This is a genomic window from Paraburkholderia fungorum, from assembly GCF_902833645.1.
In the GTDB taxonomy this organism is placed as follows: Bacteria; Pseudomonadota; Gammaproteobacteria; order Burkholderiales; family Burkholderiaceae; genus Paraburkholderia; species Paraburkholderia fungorum.
This window is the reverse complement of sequence record NZ_CADFGE010000009.1, coordinates 229459-248794: the sequence shown is the minus strand read 5'-3', so window position 1 is coordinate 248794 and position 19336 is coordinate 229459. Positions and strand designations below refer to the sequence as shown.

At 59.0% G+C, this 19336-nt stretch carries 22 protein-coding genes; all 22 read right to left on the bottom strand.

Going from position 1 to position 19336, the window contains the following annotated elements:
* Positions 1-5: 5 nt before the first annotated feature.
* Entirely contained in the window at positions 6-1064 is a 1059-nt protein-coding gene (locus tag HWX91_RS26655; protein WP_162181285.1) for a tyrosine-type recombinase/integrase, read from the bottom strand.
* Between the two features lie 769 nt (positions 1065-1833).
* Complete coding sequence (locus HWX91_RS26650; RefSeq protein ID WP_244144147.1) at positions 1834-2943, bottom strand: DUF7146 domain-containing protein; 1110 nt, start codon at positions 2941-2943, stop codon at positions 1834-1836.
* 187 nt (positions 2944-3130) lie between these two features.
* Positions 3131-3727 carry a single-stranded DNA-binding protein gene (locus tag HWX91_RS26645; RefSeq protein ID WP_042274402.1) on the bottom strand — a complete coding sequence of 199 codons (597 nt, stop codon included), beginning with the start codon at positions 3725-3727 and terminating at the stop codon, positions 3131-3133.
* Between the two features lie 104 nt (positions 3728-3831).
* Positions 3832-5016 carry a hypothetical protein gene (locus HWX91_RS26640; RefSeq protein WP_028195451.1) on the bottom strand — a complete coding sequence of 395 codons (1185 nt, stop codon included), beginning with the start codon at positions 5014-5016 and terminating at the stop codon, positions 3832-3834.
* Entirely contained in the window at positions 5013-5777 is a 765-nt protein-coding gene (locus HWX91_RS26635) for a hypothetical protein (protein ID WP_127837834.1), read from the bottom strand. Before HWX91_RS26635 ends, HWX91_RS26640 begins: the two co-directional genes overlap by 4 nt.
* Positions 5778-5888: 111 nt before the next feature.
* Positions 5889-8315, bottom strand: a complete 2427-nt coding sequence (locus tag HWX91_RS26630) for a hypothetical protein (protein WP_127837833.1) — start codon at positions 8313-8315, stop codon at positions 5889-5891.
* Positions 8316-8598: 283 nt separating this feature from the next.
* A complete protein-coding gene (locus HWX91_RS26625) occupies positions 8599-8994 on the bottom strand; it encodes a hypothetical protein (protein ID WP_028195454.1) in 396 nt (131 codons plus the stop codon).
* Positions 8995-9132: 138 nt separating this feature from the next.
* Positions 9133-9417, bottom strand: a complete 285-nt coding sequence (locus HWX91_RS26620) for a hypothetical protein (RefSeq protein ID WP_028195455.1) — start codon at positions 9415-9417, stop codon at positions 9133-9135.
* Between the two features lie 130 nt (positions 9418-9547).
* Complete coding sequence (locus tag HWX91_RS26615) at positions 9548-10000, bottom strand: hypothetical protein (RefSeq protein ID WP_028195456.1); 453 nt, start codon at positions 9998-10000, stop codon at positions 9548-9550.
* Between the two features lie 162 nt (positions 10001-10162).
* Positions 10163-10306, bottom strand: coding sequence for a hypothetical protein (locus HWX91_RS26610; protein ID WP_156034506.1), 144 nt, complete (start codon positions 10304-10306; stop codon positions 10163-10165).
* Between the two features lie 234 nt (positions 10307-10540).
* The gene (locus HWX91_RS26605) at positions 10541-10960 is read right to left on the bottom strand and encodes a hypothetical protein (protein ID WP_127837832.1); all 420 of its coding nucleotides are present in this window, start codon (positions 10958-10960) and stop codon (positions 10541-10543) included.
* 172 nt (positions 10961-11132) lie between these two features.
* Positions 11133-11528, bottom strand: coding sequence for a hypothetical protein (locus HWX91_RS26600; RefSeq protein ID WP_028195458.1), 396 nt, complete (start codon positions 11526-11528; stop codon positions 11133-11135).
* A gap of 148 nt (positions 11529-11676) precedes the next feature.
* Positions 11677-11997 (bottom strand): hypothetical protein, encoded by a 321-nt coding sequence (locus tag HWX91_RS26595; RefSeq protein ID WP_042274406.1) that lies wholly within the window; start codon positions 11995-11997, stop codon positions 11677-11679.
* Between the two features lie 372 nt (positions 11998-12369).
* On the bottom strand, positions 12370-12669 hold the full coding sequence (locus tag HWX91_RS26590) for a hypothetical protein (protein WP_028195459.1): 300 nt from the start codon (positions 12667-12669) through the stop codon (positions 12370-12372).
* Between the two features lie 239 nt (positions 12670-12908).
* Positions 12909-13496, bottom strand: a complete 588-nt coding sequence (locus tag HWX91_RS26585) for a phospholipase D family nuclease (RefSeq protein WP_052660668.1) — start codon at positions 13494-13496, stop codon at positions 12909-12911.
* Positions 13468-14817, bottom strand: a complete 1350-nt coding sequence (locus HWX91_RS26580) for a metallophosphoesterase family protein (RefSeq protein ID WP_052660669.1) — start codon at positions 14815-14817, stop codon at positions 13468-13470. The genes HWX91_RS26585 and HWX91_RS26580 overlap by 29 nt, the downstream gene beginning before the upstream one ends.
* A 127-nt stretch (positions 14818-14944) precedes the next feature.
* Entirely contained in the window at positions 14945-16369 is a 1425-nt protein-coding gene (locus HWX91_RS26575) for a recombination directionality factor (protein WP_028195460.1), read from the bottom strand.
* Positions 16370-16574: 205 nt separating this feature from the next.
* A complete protein-coding gene (locus HWX91_RS26570) occupies positions 16575-17468 on the bottom strand; it encodes a hypothetical protein (protein WP_028195461.1) in 894 nt (297 codons plus the stop codon).
* A 181-nt stretch (positions 17469-17649) separates the two neighbouring features.
* On the bottom strand, positions 17650-17784 hold the full coding sequence (locus tag HWX91_RS41145; protein WP_255246774.1) for a hypothetical protein: 135 nt from the start codon (positions 17782-17784) through the stop codon (positions 17650-17652).
* A gap of 29 nt (positions 17785-17813) precedes the next feature.
* Entirely contained in the window at positions 17814-18107 is a 294-nt protein-coding gene (locus HWX91_RS26565; protein WP_028195462.1) for a hypothetical protein, read from the bottom strand.
* A 414-nt stretch (positions 18108-18521) separates the two neighbouring features.
* The gene (locus tag HWX91_RS26560; RefSeq protein ID WP_028195463.1) at positions 18522-18707 is read right to left on the bottom strand and encodes a hypothetical protein; all 186 of its coding nucleotides are present in this window, start codon (positions 18705-18707) and stop codon (positions 18522-18524) included.
* A gap of 147 nt (positions 18708-18854) precedes the next feature.
* Positions 18855-19277 carry a hypothetical protein gene (locus tag HWX91_RS26555; protein ID WP_028195464.1) on the bottom strand — a complete coding sequence of 141 codons (423 nt, stop codon included), beginning with the start codon at positions 19275-19277 and terminating at the stop codon, positions 18855-18857.
* Between the last annotated feature and the right edge of the window lie 59 nt (positions 19278-19336).

Sequence of the window (19336 nt, the reverse complement as noted above, 5' to 3'; positions counted from 1 at the left end):
CCTCGTCACACCGGAATGTAGCCCGTGTGCGTCGGCGTCATTCGCACAAGACGCTCGACCATACGGGTGTTCTGAATCCCCAGAAGCCCCGCCACTTCTTCCACCGTCGCACCTGCCAGCAACTGCCGCCGCGCGTACGTAGTACGCAGCACGCGTGGCCCCATGTCATCGCCGTGGAAGCCGATCTCGCGCAGCACGTTGCGCACGGATTTGTACACGCTCACGGTTGAGAGTGCCTGGCCGTTCTTGCCCGGGAACACCACGTCCGGCTCGGCGTTCTTCGGGCCGATGCCGTTTTCTCGCTCCTTGACCCAATCGCGCAACGCTTCGACGCAAAACCGAGCGAGCGCCGCACGGTAGCCTTCCTGCTCGTTGTCGGGCGCGCAATCGAACGATGGCACAACGTCGTTGAAGACGAACTGGCTCAGGCGAGCATCGCTCGCTTGTGAAGCCGTGACCCCGCCGCCGGCGAGCAGCAGAAGCAGCGCACGCGTGCGGCGAGCCTGCCAGCTCGACACATCCATGTCCTGGAGAAGATAGGTCTGCAGACGCGCGTCGATTTCCGTGGGCATGCAGACCACCCGCGGGCCGCTCTGCCGGCCGCGCAGCATGCGCGTCGCTTCGAGCACCGGGTTGATCTTGCGGTAACCACGTGCGACGAGGTGATTCATGACCTCGTCGATCAGGTCGGAGTGGCGCTTGAGCGTTGAGCGATGCGCCGGCCGACTCTTCGCCTTCTGCAAGTCCGCGGCCACACCGGGCTCGCTAGGATCGCGGCCCTGTAAGGACGTCAGGAAGTCGTGCACCACGGTCGGGCCAGCCGACAGGACCGTCGTGCGGTGTTCGGCGACATACCGGATGAAGCCATTGAACATCGAGCGGTACTGGCGGATTGTTTGGTCCGAGTATGCGCTCTGCCCGTCGCTCGTTGCGACGTTCAGCACCCACATCTCGAACGCCAGCGCGGGTACCCGCAGCCACTGATCGCGCGAAGGCGCGAGTTCGGTCAGGTCGGGTTCAATACCCGACTCCATATCCTCAAATAGCTGTGCTTGCTGAGCCATATTCGCCGTCCCATTACCACTCATAGCCCGGAGGTTAATGGAAAAGTCATTTGTTTACAAGCACTTGTCTGGCACGGAAATTGACGTTTCGGCTTGGTGGCGGGGTTCGGCCCGAAGGGCCGTATGGAGAGGAAAGGTGTGGCTGTCCGTATATTAAGTTGGAAAATCAGGGGAGACTTGCACGCTGAGCTGCAACCGGTATTGTTGGGGCATCTTCGAATCCATGGTGCTCTAGTGACACTCGGTTCCCGCCTGCAAGCTGTGCCTGCCACCGCCTCGTCGCTGGCACCAGCCCTGATCATTGGTCAACATGTTGCTGACTCCCTGCCCCCGTTCCATTCATGGGGGCTCGTATTTGGGCTCAAAGATGAGGAAGATGATGGCGCGGCCGCCGAGGTCGGACGTACCAACTTGCCTGGCGATACCACTGCATGGCCCGCTGACGGGCTACCGTGGGCTTCAGCATCCGAAGGCTCCGCCGTGTTGGCGAGGCTCGTCGTGCGCTTCCTACGGCCGGATTGGAAGGCTTCGTTCTGGTCAAGCGAGTATTTCGAGGAGGTTGCTTGCGACTTCGCGCAACGTTTCCTCGTGCCAGCGCCGCGGGCCGGAGGCCGGGTCACACGTCACCAGATCGATGACTGGTTCAACCTGTTGGGCCTCTCGGTATGCCCTCTTCCGTCGTCTGTTCGACTCGTCTCAAACGTGCGCTAAGCACAAGCGAAAACGGCCACCCCGAAGGGTGGCCGCTCGCTGTTAGAACATTGCGTCATCATGCTGCACGACGAAACGTCCGCGTCTGCTGGCGCAGACGCTCCTTCTCTTCCTGACGCGCGGCACGCTCCGCAAGCCGCTTCGCGCGACGTTCGTACTGCAGCTTCCAGATGTCGCAGAAGTCCACACCTTCCTGGACCGATGCGATTACCGTTACGCGTTTGCCCATCGAGCGCAACTTTTCGGCGAGCAGGCCTGCGTGGTACTCACCCGGCCGGATCTTCATGAGCCCATCCTCGCCGTCTTCGCCCTTCGCTGCCCGCTTTTCCTGCTCTCGGTCACGATCGGCGTAGATGAAGATGGCGTCGTAGTTGCTCCAGTCGAGGTCAGCACGGCTCAGGTTGCCGCAGTCCAGCATGCTGCGCACTTCAATTTTGTTTTCATATTTCGCAACGACTGCAAACCCAGTTTCCGCGCCTTCTGTCAGAGCAAGCGTTCGCGAAACGGCGTTGTTAAGCCGCGTCGAACCGCCTGCAGGACCATCCGGCGAGGACATCTGCTTCTTTGCTGCCGGTTTCCCCTTCGCATCAACGAACGGTACCTTTTCGCCTTGCGGTGTCAGGTAGATTCGCTGAAGCGTCCGAGCAGTCTTGTCGCCGGCGGCGACGAGCCGCTGCAGCAGTACCGGAAATTTACCCATGTCCTTGCCGTCGTGCGCCCTATACGTGAGGCCAGGGTGATGACGGACATCGGGGCCGAGCCATTCGAAACGAAAGCCAGGCACGCGATGACACAGGTACTTCCAGACAGGCGAGTCTTCCGTGATGGCCAGACTACGCTCCCAGGTATTGCGCAGGATCGTACGAAGTTCCTCCGGGCTTTTCTCCGGACGCACGGCCACCTTCGGAATGAAAGTGGAAGGCTCCATGCCCTGGTTATATCGCTGCGTTTTAAGCTCGTGATAGATTTCGGCCAAGGGCTTGCCGGTGATCTCGTGGATGACGCTCACGAGGTTGCCACCGGTTTCGCACTTAGCGCAATACCAACCCGAACCACCTTTCCCGCGACGATCCCATATAACGCGGAACGTCGCGCTGCCTGTGCAGAACGGACACGCCCCCCACTTACCGCTGAGGATCTTCTCGTCCTGCACGTAGTACGGCAGCACATTTCTCCAGTCGATCGAATCAACGTCGACACGTTCTTTCGGATCATTCATGGTGTATGCCTCATGCCAACGATTGGCGAATAAAAAGGCGTTGAAGACTCACCATGAGCCTTCCTGATGGATGCCGAAGCACACATCAGGAAAGCCCCCGAAGGGGGGGCGATCCTGGGCCATTACCGGCCCTCTGTTACATGGTTCCGAATGCGCGTTGTGCGTCGAGATAGCTCGCATCCAACGCGAACGGAATGTCGTCATCCATTTCGTCGAATCCACCCCCTGCCGGAATGGAGCCCGTTGCCGGACGACCACCCTGACCGCCACCGCCCGCGCCGCCACCGCGCGACTGACGTGCATACTCGTTCGAGCCAGCCGCCCGCTGCTGCCGCGGGGGTTGAGCCGCACGACCTTCGCCGTCGTCATGGCCGCCACCGCTGCCGCTGTCGTTGTTCGGACGGCCGCCGAGCATCTGCATCTGGTCAGCGACAATCTCCGTCGAGTACCGGTCGGTACCGTCCTGAGCCTGCCACTTCCGCGTACGGATCTTGCCCTCGATATACACGGACGAGCCCTTCTTCAGGTACTGACCGACGATGTCAGCCAGGCGCCCGAAAAAGGCCACACGGTGCCATTCGGTGTTTTCCTTGAACTCCCCGCTGGCCTTGTCCTTGTAGCGATCGGTGGTCGCGAGGCGAATGTTCGCCACCGCATCACCGCTCGGCAGATAGCGAATTTCCGGATCTGCACCAAGGTTGCCGACAAGAATGACTTTGTTTACTGATGCCATTTCATTTCTCCCATGGTCTCTCTGGAGACTGATGCGTGAGCCTTCCTTAACCGAACCGTGCAGCAGATGCTGCGCCGGCTCCTCCATTACTGCTTCCGTAACATCTATCGACGTGCTCTATCCATGACTTGAAAGTCGTAGATGTTGCGTGTCTTCTCGTTGCGGACACCATTGCGAATCACCCAGAACTGCTGGCGACCACGCTTCAGGCTAATCGTGTCTCCGATGGCGACGCGGTTGTTGTCCACGTGTTGCTCCAGCTCATAACCTCTGAACTGCTCTTCCTCGCCGTCAGGGGTCCTCAACGTGATCGCGTAGATCGAGAAGGGATCCTTTTTCGGCTTCTTGACCTCAATGACGCCGAGACCAATCACCTTGCCGACGACACGACGAGCTCCGCGGAAATCGACCTGACCTTCTTCGACGCCGTTCTCCCCGGAGGGACGAGCATCTGCAGGAGGCGGCGGCGGATCGCGTCGAATCGGTTGCTGCGGGCGCGGTGCTGCTGCGCGTGCAGGTTCGGGGCCGCGTGCGGCTTCCGGTGCAGGACCGCGACTGGGCGCTTGCGCGTCCATCTCGTCGAAGCACGGAATGTCCACCCAATGGGGAACATCCTCGTCCATCGACGAACCTGCTGCCGGTGCCGGCGAGGGCTGTTTCTGCTTCGGAGCCGTGTACTGGTCGGGATGCGCAGGCTGTGCAGGAGGCTGAGCCTCAGTCTTTCGACTGGGACCGCGCCGCCGCGCTGCTGCGAGTTCCCGACGGGTGTACTCGACCGCTTCTTCCAACGTGAAGGCGACCTTCTCGTTTGCCGCCGTGCTGCGCGTGAACGCGGCAAGGGGCTTGCGGACACGGCCGATTTCGATGCGCTGAATCTCGTTCGCCGCGAGGTAGACCGAGAATCGGTACTGCTTGCTCGCGATATCCACGACTGCGTGGCGGTCGGCGATTCGCATCGCCGGCTTCTTTTCCCAGATCGACGGCTTCGATTTCTCGCCAGCGGTGTCGCCTGACGATTTTTCGGAGGTCGATCGACGGACAACACGCGCTGACGGCTCGTCGACTGCTTCCTTCAGCTTCGAAGGGGCTGCTTCCTTGCGCACCACCGTTGCCTCTTCCTGCGGCTGCTTTGCTTCCATTCCCTTGTCGGTATCGAGCGAACGCAGAACCCCGCGAAGAGCCCTGAACATCAGCTTCAACACCTTGAAGACGACGAGCACGCCGACCGGGAGCACATTGAGAATCCCCAACGAAGGGTCCGTGACACGGCTGTTCGCGCTTTGAGTCATTGATTCCTCCAACCAGTTACGTCGACGTAGTCTTCGAGCTTGCGCTCGCATTTGAGCAGGAAGCCTTCGTCTCCGAAGGCCTCGATCGTGCGGAGCAGTCCAGCGAAATGTTCGCGGAGACAGCGAGCAGCAACTCGCCTGACCCACTCTGCATCCCATCCGAGCCGCTCGCAGACGAAGTCAAAAGACACCATCACGTCAACCACCGTGACACCGTCAATCACTTCCTCCGGCCGGACATCCTGAAAGCCGTAGATCCACTGCATCGCGTCATAAACACGCAACTCGTCTTGATCGCAGTCCTCGAAACCGAATAGGTCCGGGCCTGTGTCCTCGACGAAATTGCGACGTTTGACGATCGCTCGCAGATCGTTCCACATCAGGTTGCCCATCAGCTTGCACATCACCAGTTCCGGCGCGTCCGTCTCCTCGATGCGGCAGAGGAGGTTTTCAAACGAACCGGCGGGCTGGTTTTCCTCAGCATCGTTCTCCTCGTGGGCATGAGCTGGCCGAGGATCCGTCGACACTTCCTTGTCGTACACCCGGCGGCGCGAGTCCTTCCTCAGGACATCCCACGCACCAGATGCAGCCTTCACGACTCGCGGAACCTCAGCACAGAGGACTGCGTTGTCGATCAGACGGTCAATTTCCTTTTCCGACGTGTATCCGAGCCATTCGTCTTCCAGCGGATGCTGGTCGACCATGGGGGATAACGCCACCGGTGGAGGAGCTGCTACTTCTCCAAACAGTTCCAGGTTCATGATGCTTCCCCTTTGCCTCAGAGAGGCCGTTGAAAACCGGGGAGCGAGGCCGGAGTCTTTCCTCTACCGTGTGGCAGAGGAAAGACCCGAAAGGGTCTTTCCAGGGGTGGCTTAGAGATCGGCTACGTTGATCACGTAGTCGGCCAACCCTTGTATTTCTTTCGTCTGTGTCACGAAATACTCGCGCGAGTATTTCCCGAGCTCATGGACACGGCGCTTGAGAAGGATGAGTTGCCGCTTCTTCTCCTCATCCAGCAGACCGTCGGTCTCGTCCGAGAACAGCGTGTCGGACCGGAACCGGGCGGCGCCAGCAAGGTAGAGTGCAACTGCGCGCATCAGACAGTCGTTGACGTACACGCACTGTCCGCCGCTCAGCTTCTGGACCGGCTTTTCCATTCCGTCTTCGACGTCGAGGACCATGATCTCGAAGCCTTCACGCAAGGCCCCGGAACGCAGTTCGCGTTGCGTTTCGAAACGCACCGAAAACCGCCCTCCGTAGCAGACAGTCAGAAGGTCATTCGCGATCGCTGCAATACCGGGACCGGCATCGTCGATCGAGAACGCCACCAGGCCGTCCCTGCCGAGCGCCTGGGAGGCAAGCTCCCACGCTTCGATTTCCTGGCCAAGCTTTTCAGCTACGTGAGACATTGGCCCGAGTTCTGCAACCCCAGCCTCAGCCCGCCCGACACGCTCGTGAACCTGAGCCTGTTTGGCCTGTAGATAAGCAATCTCTCCCTTGATCACCTGCACCTGTGCTTCAGCCTGCGAAAGTGTCTTTGCGACACCCTCACGGACGGACGCGTCGGTGCTCGCGGGCAAAGCCTGCAGCTTTTCCTGATACCCGGCAACAGCCTGCTGATGTGCCTGCTGGACCTGTGCGATCGCAGCGTCACACGCGGCACCAGCCGCGTCGATTTCAGCCCTGATGGTTTTCCGCACAGCTTCGTGCCGCTCCAGGTCTGCTCTCTTCGCGGTCAGGAGATTTACGACGCCGGGGCGAGCCACCTTAGCTTCGTCGATCAGTTGCGATTGAGACGCGAGCGGAACGAGACGATCCAGGCTGCGGATCACTGCATCCAGTTCCTGCCCGACGCGGGCATCCTGAGCTTCCAGTGCGTCGAGTTTTGCAACCTCTACACCGGCCGACTTCAGATCGTTGTTAATGGTCGAATACTGCTTGCGCTGATTGGCCAAGTCCGTCGTGACCGTGGTCAACTTCGCCCGAGCTTCGCGAGCATCCTTGAGGAGTTCGCAACCGGCGGCGAGTTCCATGCCTGAGCACGGCACCCGATCAGCAAGTGCAGCAACCGTACTCAGTTGCGCTACCCGATCACCAGTGGCTTTTCCTTCGGTCGCTACCCTCGCCAGATCCGCCGTCAGGGTCATGGTCTTCGTCCGATAAGGACGAAGCGTCACGATCTGTTGTCGAATGCCGTCGAGGCTGCCTGTCAGCGTCGTCCGCGTCGACTGCAGCGGCGCAACTTGGCTGGCGGCTTCTCGAACTGCCTTCTCTTCGGCAATCCTTGCGTTGATCGTCGTCAGCCTGGTTTCGGCTTCCGTGATCTCCTTCTGGAGGGCCTTGATCGATCTCTCCGCTTCGGCGTCGCGCTGTTTCAGCGCGGAGGCTTGCTTGGCCTGCTGATCGCGAAGTTCAGATGCACGCGCGGTCGCCCGGCGGTTATCGGTTTCGATCAGTTCGCGCCATTGCTTGCGCTGCTCTTCGACACGTTGGAAGCCGGCGGCTTCCGTGTCGAGCTGCACAACCCGCGCCCGCAGCTGCTGCACGGCCAGTTCTGCCTGGACGAGCGTGGCTGCTTTCGCATTCACCTGGCCAATCAGCTGTTGCGCTTCACTGCGTGCTGCGTTGGCGGCGGCGCGAAGCTCCGCACTGTCGCGGATGCGGGCCTGTACGTCAGCCAACTTCTCGCGGAGCAGGCTTGCCACTTCGGCGGCCGATGCGCTGTCGCGCAGCAACTCGTCGTGGCCAAGCCATGCGCTTAGAAGGGCCTTCACGTCAGCGTGCTCATAGTCCCCCAGCATCTTGCGCCGGTGAGCTGCGAACTGCGTGGTGAAGAACACTTCCGGGCGGCCCAGGATCGCTTCGATGCAGCGATCGTAGGTTGCTGCGCTACCGTCAGACGTTGTTCCGTCCGGCAGGACTACCGGCGCCCAGTCATTACTATCCCAACGGTGCAGGAAGGCTTGCTGGTTGCGGGTCTTGCCGGTGACTCGAAAAACCACATCGGAGCGATACCTGACGCCATCGTGCGACCAATCCAGTTGCTTCTGTGCGAGGGGTTCCGAGATTTCGTCCCAGTAGGAAAACGAGGAAGGCTTGAGGCCGTCACACCGCGACGGCATGAGCCGGTACGGATGCAGGTTGTCCAGGATCGTCGTCTTGCCCTGCCCGTTCTTCCCCACAAGCGCAACAAGCGTTGCCCATTCGGGGATGACAGACAGGTCCAGTGTGACTTGGGATTTTCGACAGCCAGAAAGGATTCCGGCGAACCCCCTCAAGAAAAGCTTTGAGGGTTTCATTTTCGATCTCCATGCCGCGGAGCGGCTATTCAGAAATCGGCGCGGGGCCGCGTCTCCGACGGGATCGACGCAGAACTATCGCTCATGCCGGGGGCATGGGGAATCAGCTTCTGCGATTTTCATTTAGAGTTGCCGCCAGCGCGGCTTTACGTGAAGAACAATACACGAGGCCCGCAGACGATGCAACACACGAACGTTTCAATAGCACAAACCTGACGGGAAATTGTCCCTGCGAGATCGGCGGGTGAATAAAGATGACCGGGGTTAGCCGGTCATCCTGTTATTACTTCAATTTCACCTTCCCTACGGCATTGCTGCAGTTCGAGTTGGATTTCCATGATTTTGCTTTCCTATTTATGAACTCTTTAATGCCCTTGAACGTCGACGCGGGAACAAGATGTTCCACCAATTTCCACAGTTGGATGAGAGTGATGAGGAATTCACCAAAATCAAGCAACCTCTCGGTTTCGACGCTCACGTGAGACTGTTCCACTAGCCACATCAACCAACCCAGCGCAATCAACGGGACGATGATGAGGCTGTGCTTAAAGAACTCCAGCCATGCTTCTGCTGCGAGGTCTTTGGTTTGTTGCCACACACCTTCCTGTTGAGGCTGGTGCGCGTCCCTGACAGGTGTTGAGCCTGTTGGGCTTTGATTTGATGATACTTTTCTATTCATAGGCTTCTCCTTTTTGCTCATAGCGAGCGGTTGAAAGGAGATGGACCGCGAGGCCCGGAGAGATTCGAAGATCTGTCGAGGCCGTTGCGGACGCCCGAAGGCGCCGCAACATGCGTTTACGAATAGCCAAAGTTACTTTTAGTGCGCCGGTTGACGCTGGTGCACGGCCGCGAAGTGCGCATTCAGACGGCCCTGCGGCGGAGCGTCCCGATGATCTATGCGCGCGGTGCCGTAGCTCCACCAAACTCCTCGAGGATCGAGGTCGCATGCGAGCGTGCGGACATCGTCCACCTTCCCAAGCGCGGCCGCGTGGTCGTCGGGGAAAGGCCCGAGCAGCGGCACCCACTTCTGTCCGGTTTCGTTCATGGCACTGACGTAGTACAGGTCACGCTTCGTATCCGGTTGTTGATGCGTTCCGTTCATGGTTCTCCTTTGTGCCGTATGGCGGCGGTCGAAAAGGAGAAAGGAGCATGGCTCGGACAGGTTGGTTGGCCGTCGGAGCCGCCGGCAGCGCCCAGGGGCGCCGCGACGTGCGTTCACGAACCCCGAATTGCTACTGCACGGGGGATGCTTGGATTATGTATTCCGAGTGGTGCTCGTTGTACGTGTGGTTACCCGCGTCACCGTCCGCGATGTCTCGCGCTTCGTCGGGCGTTCTCGCCGACAGGCGGATCGTCCGCGAGCCGTAGCTCATGCGGGTCACCTGCACTTCGAACTCCTGCAGCGGGATGTCGCCTTCCTTCAGGTCCTCGACCTCGATGTCGGCCAGCGTGCCGGCCGCTTCAATCGTCAATCCATGCGGGCCCGAGGTGCCGACGATGCGATAAGAGATATTCGAAAGACCGTCTACCTCGCCAGTCACCATTTCTGCGAGCCAACTCTCGAGATCGTTACCGGCCATCTCGAAGACGTCGTTGAGGTCCGCCTCGAACGTGACCACAATCTTACCGTCGTTGACGCGAGCCGTGTTGCCGCTCGGGAGTTGCACGTACCGTTGGTTGCTCATTGATCCTGCTCCTCTTGTATGCCAGTAAAGGCGGTTGAAAAGGAGTGAGCAAAGAGCTCGGCAGAGGTTGCGGCATCTGCGAAACGACATGCTCCAAAACGTTGCGTGGAAAGTCGAAAGTCCCCGGAGGGACTCTCGTTCAGTTGCGCGATTTCAGTTTGCTCATTCGATTCTGACGCAAACCCAGGAACCGTCAATCCATACTTCGGTGAGCTTGCAACCGTTGAGATGGAGGACGGACACCAGCGGAGACGTGCCGATGATTTGCCGCACCGGAGCTTTGCGCAGTTCATTTTTCGTATTCATGGTTTCCTCTTTCTGCCTTGAAGGCGTTAAAAAGAGGAAGTCGCATCACGAGGCGGCGACTTTCCTGAACCTGGATGGCACAGGAAAATCGGCTCTATTGCTTGCCTCAAGAGCCCTTTCGAGAGCTAGGCATCACGCTTGGTGGAGGATCGAACCACGGGGAAACGGCGCGTTTCAGTGCCGTGTGTGGATGGTCGAAAGTCCCCGAAGGAACTTTCGAACGGTTACGAGTGATCAGTAGACTGTGACAAGTTCCGCCGGCTGACGAAACAAGACTTGCGTACCACGTGCGAGCAAGACGAGAGCTGCAACCAGCGGCGCCAGAACGAAGACCAACCAAAAGCCAACGCCCTGAATGGCGGCACTAGCGGCAAAGCAATGACCAGTGACGGATTCCACCAGGAATGCCCCGAAAGACAATTGGTGTGTCGACACATGTGCCAAATACGCTTCGAGTGCTGCGCGTCCGCTGCCCTGAAGCAGTTGAAACTGTGCGTTTGCCTCGTATGCGCAGCCGAAAATTACGATGATGGCGCCAGCTAGAGCAATTAATCCAGCCGAGAAAAGCAAGCTCCACGATGCAACGTGACCGTAGACGATCGAGAATGCCTGAAATCCCTTTGAGCCACTCTTGCGATTGATGGTCGTGTTCATGATGATCTCCTTTTGCCACTTGAGGCGTTGAAAAGGAGTCAGCGCAGTGCGCTCGGCTGAGGTAAACATCTCAGCGAAACGCGCGGTGATTCATAACACGCTTGCTTGGATTAATGCTTTCTAGGAAGTGCCGATCTAACGGCTGAATCGACTTTATCAGAAGATCAGAATGTTAGGCAAGCCGCAAGATCGACCAACGCCCTTGAGGGCGTTGGTTTCTTATCGTATTAAGGTTTCGGCCGTGACGCATCACCTCTGTCCCAAGGCGGGGTTGACGTGCGCGATTCGCGATCGCTTCGTACATTTCACCGTCTGAGCCCTGAACTGCTACTTCGACGAGGTCCGGTAGAGGCAGGCGCGCTGCGGGAGTTCCTTGCGGAAGGCTCAAAGTCGGCGCGAGGCGAACTCGGACTACGGTGCCAGCTATTCCTTTCATGGTTTGCTGTACCACCTGTTGAGCGGAGGCCGTTTCGGGAAGAAAACTGCTGGCGCTGAGAAAAGTTACCGCGGCGATCGAGGCGAACCCGAAAGTCTTCGAGCGAGTCTTGCGATTGATGAGCGTATTCATGATTAACTCCTTTTGCCTTTCGTGGCGTTGAAAAGGAGCCGGCGCGATGCGCGTGGTTGAGGGATTGGCCTCAAAGCAGCGCACGATGCCTTGGTTAAGCAAATACACCGCCCCCGAAGGGAAGCGGTGTACGTTGCACGCCAATGTTTCACGCACCAGCTGCGTTTTGGCGATTTTCCAGTGTGGCGATGTGAGGAAGCAGGCGTGCATAAGCAGCCCGATCATCAGCATCACCACGATAGTCGCGAAGAATGGAGGCGAAGAAGCGAACTCGCGTTCCACGACTCTCGAACTCCGGGTGCGAGACGATTGCGAGGAACTCCTCCACGTTACCTGCCTGCGCCGCGACTTCAGCCGGTCGCATGCCGAAGGAATTGACGCCATTCACGTGGTTTTCGCTCGGATCCCAGCCACTCGTCTCGAGATGATCGGCCAAGCGATAGTCGTTCCGATTGATGGTCGTGTTCATGATGCACTCCTTATGCCACTTGAGGCGTTGAAAAGGAGTCAGCGCAACGCGCTCAGCTTAGGCAAGTGCCTTAGCGAAACACCCTGCGATTCACAACACGCTTGCTTGAATTGATGCGTACCGAGAGTGCCGATCGAACGGCTGAATGAACTTTAGCAGACGTCTCGAACGTCGAGCACACTGAAAGACCCACCAACACCCCGAGCGGGCGTTGGTCTCATATCATGTTGATTCTCCGCTCACGAATCGCGCTCCAGCACTCCTCGACCGGCTGATCGCGTCAACACTTCACCGTCCGGGACCTGCATGCCGATTCTGAGTATGTACGCCAGATCTCCCGCCGGAGGATCTGGCGCACATTGTCGCTAGTGCCTAGTTCCCGAACCCCAGAATCTCCATGAACCGAGGATTTTGCATCGCAAAGCCCACGTTGGGCATCTCGAGCTGGTACACCGCCCCGGACGTGGTTTGCACGCGCTTTGAGTGCGGGTCGTACGCAACAATGGTGGTCGACTGACCACCATGGCCGAAGACCACGCAGCGTCCCGTGACATCAAGCGCCCCGACGGAAACCCCTTTTTGTCTTGCGAGGCCCCACATCTGCGCAGACTTGGCAGGACAGCCCGACAAATCGCGCACGGGTTCGTTGCTGTGATTGATGGTCGTATTCAAGATGATCTCCTCATGCCAAATTAGGCGTTGAAAAAGGAGTCAGCGCGGTACGCTTAGCTGAGGCGGCAGCCTTAACAAAACTCGTGACAATTCACGACACGCTTGCTTGGCTTGATGCTTGAGGATGATGCCGATCGAACGGCTCAATGACTTTATTAGAGGCCCCGAGTGCCGAGCATCCCGAGGGACCGACCAACACCCCCTAAGAGATGTTGGTCCGTTTCACGTTGAGGTTTCGATCACGATGCAGGGTCAGACTCGCGCCATAGGTGCTGCCACGCTCCAGTGAAGCTTGCGGCCATACGAGGCGAATGTCGGAACACGCACGCGTTCTCGGCATGCTCGTCCGAGGCAGCCGCCTTGGTGTAATTGAAGCTGCCCGTTTCGACCGCCGTCCCGTCGAGCACCATGAACTTGTCATGGAGCATCTGCAGGCGGTTGTCGAACTTCACCGGGATACCACTTCCCACCAGCATTCGCACCTTCGAGGCCGACTTCTGGTTTTCCGTGGTATCAACAACCACAGCCACCTTCACGCCACGCTCGTGCGCTGCGATAAGCGCGCGAGCAATGTCGAGCGAGGTGAACTCGTAGGCCGCGACCAGGATAGTGGCGTCGTCGCCGGAATGCGGGCGAACCTCGTTGATCGCATGGATCACACGGGGATTAGCGCCGCCCTCCGGCGAAAAGCCACAGTCCCACGTAGCACCCGGCTCGAAGGCGTGCTCTTCCGAGACGCCTTCGCTGCTACGCCCCTCATACGACATGCGGATCAAACGCGACACCTGAGGCGGCGCGCTATTGAGCAAGTGTTCGATCGGCTGCATGATCGAATCCAGGCTCTGCGCGTGCGAAGAGGTCCACGGCATGGCCAGCATCATCACGATGCTCATGAGAAAGACTTTCTGCTTCATGAAAAAACTCCTTGATAAGATTTGTTGCGATTGATTTGGCGTCGCCCGTCGCGAGCAAGCGCACTCTCGACACGACAGTCGACGCATCGTTCTCCGTCGATTCGCACCACTTCCCAACCTTCTCCGCCAACGTCGGCAGTGTCGAAATCCCACTGCAACGCTGGCGCTGGGACACAAGCAACTTCGGTTCGATGCGAACCTCCGCCGCTTGCGCCAGTGCTTGCGCGATCGCTTGCTTGTCCACCGTGGATGCCAACTCGGCATCCACCGAATAGCGAACACGAACGAAGGACCCGGCACACGAAGCGGCCTGCTCTTCGAGCCAGGCCATGTCGGGAACGCCATCGAACAAGAAGTCGACCATCACGCGTGCTGGCGTCTCGTAGAACTCGAAGTCGCAGTTACGCGAGCCGATGCTCCAGATGAGAAACCCCTTCTTTCCTTCCTCGCCGTAGTGGAAACGCCCGATCGAGCCCGGGTACGCCACACGCTGGACGGCGCCTTCAATTTCCCGCTCCCACGACTGATGCCGGTGGATGTGGCCCAGCATCGTGGCCGTCGACTGCGCTGCGTACAGTCCGCCCAGTGAGAACTCGTGGTCCTTACCAGCCATCGGAACACCATGCTCGGTCAAGGACCCACTCACCGTGCCGTGGCCAACCGTGACGGTCGGCACGCCGGCGGCGCGTGCTGCTAGGTTTTGCGGAGCAAAGACCCCCTGCATCAGCCCCGCAAGCACGTCCCCCATGGCTTGCGCCACGTGCTCCGCACCTACCGACGAAACCAGATCCGACTTGTTGACAGTCGGTACGCACGAAACCAGCAGTCGCGACTCGTCGAGAGAATCCCCCGGCGACATGTGACGCCACTGCGTACCCACCAACGCCACCTGTCCGATCTTGTCGACCGTCTCCACGGGATACTTGCCACCCGCAAAGCGGTAGATGGCCAGCATGCCCGGATAGTCGTGCAAGAACGTGCCCTGCAGGATCAGGACGGGGCAGTGATCAGCCAGACGCCTGATTTCCTGCATCAACCTATGAAGCGCGGCCGAATGCGCATCCTGCTTGTGGTCCGTCAGATCGCCTGCGATGATCGCGACGTCAACACCTTCGTCGATCGCGGTGCTCACGGCATCACCAAAACAACGTTCGGCCTCGAGCAGATTCCCTATTGAGAAATGCAGGTCGCTGAAGTGCGCAACCTTGATCCTCCTTTTCTGTTTCTGGTTCATGGGTTACTCCTTTTGCCACTACGTGGCGGTGTGAAAGGAGTGCACCAGCTTCCCGATGCCTTTGGGTCTGGGGCATCGGGAAGCCTCCCCTTACGGGGAGGTTGCCCACGGCATAAGCGGTATTCGCTTAACAGGTCGCAGCCTGCCGCATGGCACCGCACGCGGTTTCCATGGCAGCAATGCCGGCTTGCTCGCCGTTGGCGAAAAGTTGCTTGATGTGCGAGATGAGATCCCGCATCTTCGGGAAGCTGCGTTCCCAGTTGCCGACGACGTGCCTGGCGTACTGCGCGAACAGTTCCGGAGGAATCCGGTGGTCCGCGGCCAGCAGGCGTGACTCGAGGTACACGTCCGCATTTGCCCCATACCGGGTCAACTGCGTGATGCCCTCTACCGCCTTCGCGAGCAGATCTTCCTGTTTATCCCAGCCGACGCCGTACTTGTGGTCGAGATAGCGAAGAGTGAGTGCCTTGTCGCTGCCTCCCGACCGGAAGACATCTTCAAGCGCAGCGAGAAGCTGCGTTGCACGCTCGCCGTTGCTCGCCTTGTGCTCGGTGTCGATCACTTCCGCTGCCTGTGTTGCGGCCACTTCAGCCTCGGCCTGTCCGGCCAGGGTCTGAGCGAGCCATGCGACAGGGGCCGCATGCTCAACAGGGTTGCGCCCGATTTGAAGCATCGAAGCGATGTCGATGGCAGGCACAATACGCGGCACCCACTGGAGGCCGGTTTTGCGCTTGCCGTCGCTGTCGAAGTAGCTGCGCTCCTCCTGAACCTTGGTGATCCAGAAGACGGGCTTCCCGGGATCCTTCGGGTTGAAGGTCGGGATATGCCCCAGCGTGCTGCGGATCTGATCAAGCGTCGACCAGATGTTTTCGGCCGCGTACTCCGAGCTGGTTTCCATTTCAACGATGCCAAGGCCAACTACGCCTGGGATGTAGAACTTCAGTTGCCCCCGGAACTGGCAGAGACCGGCCTGAAATTGCTTGCACACCCGCGGCTCGCACAAGCTTCTGACCTCCCACTCGCGCGGAGGAAGACGCTTGACACCAGCCTGGCGTTGTTCAACAACCTTCTTCGCGTCGAGCCCCGGCAGGCGCTCGCAGACCCTTTCACCTCGCTCATTGAAAGCGGAGTGGTAACGGTCCTCGCCCTTGTGGCTCTCAAACCGGTGCGGGAAGAAGTCGAACAGTTCGTTGCTGTGGAAGAAGACAGGGAATCGGCGGAGCTCGCGCTTGCCGTCCACGTCTTCACCGTACAGATCCAGGACCGTCTTCGGAAGCACCGACATTACGAAGTCGTCCACCGAGAGGTGGAACGCCTGCGTGTTGACCGGGTACATCGGATTCTTGATGCCGGTCTTGGCGGTGATGTCTTTCTCGATCATGGAGGCGCGGCGTTGTTGAGCAATGCCGTCCTTGTAGATCTGTACTGCAGTTGCGTTTTCCTGCGCGGTACGGGTCAAGACCTTGGTGCCGCAGCGGATCTTTCCGGATGCGCGCGGGCCGCCATAATTGGTGGTCGTGCGCTCGGAAAGAATCGATTTCGTCGGTTTCATGGTTTCTGCCTTCCAGGACTTACGTCCGTTCGGGTTATCGATGGCAACATGCCTTTTCGATCCTAATGCCAGTGCTGGCGAATTAAGGAAGGCGTGCGCAGCGCGCACGGCAATGCGTTCGGCATTGCCGTACAGCCGCAGCGTGCTCAGAGGATTTCGAAGACGATGAGGACGACGGGCAAATTGCCCGCCGTTCCTGTTGCGATTACGCGAGACCCCAGACGCCCCGCTCTTCCGACCTGAAGTCCGGATAGATCTGCAAGGTCTGGCGAATCTTCTCGCGCCAGCTGCTGTTGGTAGTGACTCGATCCGTCGACGCCGAGACGGCAGCGTAGATCTTCGCCAGAGGGGCCTTGCCGCCGAGTTGCATCAGCACCGAGCGCACGATGTTGCGCCACGTTCCATGAAGTCTCTTTTGCGCCTGGCATGCCATGGCGCTAAGGACTGCGAGAATCGCTCCCGCCTTGCGACGGAACAGCACGATGTACTCGTGCATGATGAACGGTAGGTCCATCTTCCCGTATGACTGGAAGTTACTCATCGCGTTGTGTTGCGCCTTGATGAGCACGCCGGCCAGTTCCTGCGCCGGCAGTCGAGCGATGATTTCGGCCTGGTACGAGGTGTACACCCCGTTCCGGCGCCAGTCACCGATGATGCAGCCGTAGTAGCCACCCGGCAGGGTTGCTTCGCGCTGGTTGAGCATGGCGAGGTGCATCTTTTGATGGAAGTCCTCGTCGTCCATGCAGCGCGACAGATCGTCGGGATGCGCTTCCTTGCCCCAAACTTCGCCCGAATAGCGAATCATCCCGTGATACGGCGGATGCGACAGAACCAGGTTGCCCTGCTCGCCCGTCGCTTCGACGATGGAGTTGCGCAGGATGTTGAAACCTTGGTGCAGGTCGAGGCCGTAAGCCGTGATGCCCATTTCCTTGGCGACTTCCACGCTAGTGCCCGAACCCATCATTGGGTCGATGAACACCGGGCGTTCGATGCGGCCGAGGATCTGCTCGAACAGTTGACGATAAACGTGGCCACTGCAGTTGCCGCGCCACTTCGCGTTGCCCCACGGACCGCGATCCGGGAAGGACATGATGCTCATGATTGATCTCCAGTTATTGCCATTGCTGGCGTGAAAAACCGGAGTGCCGTTGGCACTGCCATGCGGGAGACATGGCAGTGCGCGTGCTGCTTTCGACATGACTTGCTGTCAGATGGACCCGCCCGAAGGCAGGTCCACACAGCGTCACACCAAGGAAAACGTGACGATTGAATGCAGGGGTTTAGTCCGCAAGATGCGGATGCGACCCCAGCCCCAGCGCGCCCATGATGCAGCGGGCAACGGGCTTGAGCGGCTCGGACAACTCGTGCGCAAAGTCGATGAGTTCACCGACAAACGCTTTCGTGTACGTGCTCATGCTGTTCCTCCTTCAGAGTTGTGGGCCTATCAACCAAACCGCTTCACGAACCTTTTCAGGCCGCGAACGCCAATCCAACCGGCAGCGGAAAGGTGTAGGGCGAGCATCAGCGCATGAAACGCAAACAGGACGTAGCCCTGAAACGGATCATGGGTTACTCGCTCCACCCCGACGAAGATGCCGTTGAGGAGCAAGGCAGATGCACCGATTACGAGAGACAGCGCAGAGATGAGGACCACGTCCGCCAGAAAGCGCACGAACACGATTAACCCCTCGTCCACTGACTCTCGGATTTCTTCCTTGAGCTGATGTTCCTGGCTCATAGACTTCTCCCGATTTATAGTTGCTCCAGTCATTTGAACCACCTGACGTGATGCCGGCGAACGGCTGGATAAATCGGTGCCCTGAAGGGCATGGGCAAGCAGGCCTGTCCGTGCGTGAGGGCTGAGTCTTGAGAGTGCCGCTTCATTGAGGTGAATCGAAGGGCTCGGGCGTAGCGAGCAACACCGAAAGGGTGGCCGCTACGCAGGTCACATGTCGCGAGTGATGGTGCGGCCGCTCGCCTTCCCAAGCGGTACGACCGGAGGCCCACCCCATTCCACGGGCATGGACAGGCTATAACCTGTCCGTGCGCGTGATGGAAGCATCGCCGCGGAGCCAGCCACACCAGTGGGCAGTATCGGTGCAGCGAACAACATCCCGAAGGATGCTGCCGCTACACAAGTCGCAGGTGATGATTACTTGGCAGCCCACTGTTCGACACGGCTGGCGATGCGATACATGCCTCGGTTGATCGATGCAACTATGCGGAAGGCGTAGCGAAGCAGGCCTACCGAGATAGCGATCGCGGCGATAGGCAGATTCAGAATTCCCAGAGAGGGATGAATCCACTTCGAACGGCGATACTGTTGTTGCTGATTCATGGTGATCTCCTGATGCCGTAGCGGCGCGTAAAACCGGAGATGCGTTCCTGGCACATGGAGCGCCTGGTGCGGATGCAACACCCGCAGCAGATGCCTGTGTGAGGCGAAAATCCGCCTCCTGAAGGAGAGCGGATTCCCTGGTTGCGATTAACGACGACGGTAACCCCAGCCCGAATTGAGGTAGGCCGAGATCGTGGAGCCCGCGAGGCTCAAGATGAATGCCGGCGGGACGATTCCAAAGGCGATGAAGATTCCCCAGCCTTGCAGGACACCACCGATCAAGATCGAGTGGCCCGCTAGAGCGTCGGACATCATCTGCAGAATGGTCAGATGCGCGGCGTGAACCGTTGCAAAGTAGCCGTCCAGAGCAGCTTGCCCGCCGATCTGGAACAGCTCCGCCCACCCCTGCGTTTCCTGAGCGATCCCCGTGAACAGAACGACGATCCCCATGAGCCAGAAAGCTGCGAAGGGAATCCACACACCGTTGCTGAACTCACGCACAGCGGAGCCCAATGCAGCGAAAACACGGTCGATGTTCGACGGAGTGGCGTAGATCGATTTCACGTTCATGTTTAACTCTCCTTTGCCGTATCGGCGCGTAAAAACTTGGAGAGCGGACCTGGACGCGA

Excerpts from the sequence above, each read along its gene's own strand:
- HWX91_RS26655 (WP_162181285.1), bottom strand. The coding sequence starts at position 1,064 with ATGGCTCAGCAAGCACAGCTATTTGAGGATATGGAGTCGGGTATTGAA.
- HWX91_RS26645 (WP_042274402.1), bottom strand. The coding sequence starts at position 3,727 with ATGGCATCAGTAAACAAAGTCATTCTTGTCGGCAACCTTGGTGCAGAT.
- HWX91_RS26640 (WP_028195451.1), bottom strand. The coding sequence starts at position 5,016 with ATGACTCAAAGCGCGAACAGCCGTGTCACGGACCCTTCGTTGGGGATT.
- HWX91_RS26635 (WP_127837834.1), bottom strand. The coding sequence starts at position 5,777 with ATGAACCTGGAACTGTTTGGAGAAGTAGCAGCTCCTCCACCGGTGGCG.
- HWX91_RS26630 (WP_127837833.1), bottom strand. The coding sequence starts at position 8,315 with ATGAAACCCTCAAAGCTTTTCTTGAGGGGGTTCGCCGGAATCCTTTCT.
- HWX91_RS26625 (WP_028195454.1), bottom strand. The coding sequence starts at position 8,994 with ATGAATAGAAAAGTATCATCAAATCAAAGCCCAACAGGCTCAACACCT.
- HWX91_RS26620 (WP_028195455.1), bottom strand. The coding sequence starts at position 9,417 with ATGAACGGAACGCATCAACAACCGGATACGAAGCGTGACCTGTACTAC.
- HWX91_RS26615 (WP_028195456.1), bottom strand. The coding sequence starts at position 10,000 with ATGAGCAACCAACGGTACGTGCAACTCCCGAGCGGCAACACGGCTCGC.
- HWX91_RS26610 (WP_156034506.1), bottom strand. The coding sequence starts at position 10,306 with ATGAATACGAAAAATGAACTGCGCAAAGCTCCGGTGCGGCAAATCATC.
- HWX91_RS26605 (WP_127837832.1), bottom strand. The coding sequence starts at position 10,960 with ATGAACACGACCATCAATCGCAAGAGTGGCTCAAAGGGATTTCAGGCA.
- HWX91_RS26600 (WP_028195458.1), bottom strand. The coding sequence starts at position 11,528 with ATGAATACGCTCATCAATCGCAAGACTCGCTCGAAGACTTTCGGGTTC.
- HWX91_RS26595 (WP_042274406.1), bottom strand. The coding sequence starts at position 11,997 with ATGAACACGACCATCAATCGGAACGACTATCGCTTGGCCGATCATCTC.
- HWX91_RS26585 (WP_052660668.1), bottom strand. The coding sequence starts at position 13,496 with ATGCAGCCGATCGAACACTTGCTCAATAGCGCGCCGCCTCAGGTGTCG.
- HWX91_RS26580 (WP_052660669.1), bottom strand. The coding sequence starts at position 14,817 with ATGAACCAGAAACAGAAAAGGAGGATCAAGGTTGCGCACTTCAGCGAC.
- HWX91_RS26575 (WP_028195460.1), bottom strand. The coding sequence starts at position 16,369 with ATGAAACCGACGAAATCGATTCTTTCCGAGCGCACGACCACCAATTAT.
- HWX91_RS26570 (WP_028195461.1), bottom strand. The coding sequence starts at position 17,468 with ATGAGCATCATGTCCTTCCCGGATCGCGGTCCGTGGGGCAACGCGAAG.
- HWX91_RS41145 (WP_255246774.1), bottom strand. The coding sequence starts at position 17,784 with ATGAGCACGTACACGAAAGCGTTTGTCGGTGAACTCATCGACTTTGCG.
- HWX91_RS26565 (WP_028195462.1), bottom strand. The coding sequence starts at position 18,107 with ATGAGCCAGGAACATCAGCTCAAGGAAGAAATCCGAGAGTCAGTGGAC.
- HWX91_RS26560 (WP_028195463.1), bottom strand. The coding sequence starts at position 18,707 with ATGAATCAGCAACAACAGTATCGCCGTTCGAAGTGGATTCATCCCTCT.
- HWX91_RS26555 (WP_028195464.1), bottom strand. The coding sequence starts at position 19,277 with ATGAACGTGAAATCGATCTACGCCACTCCGTCGAACATCGACCGTGTT.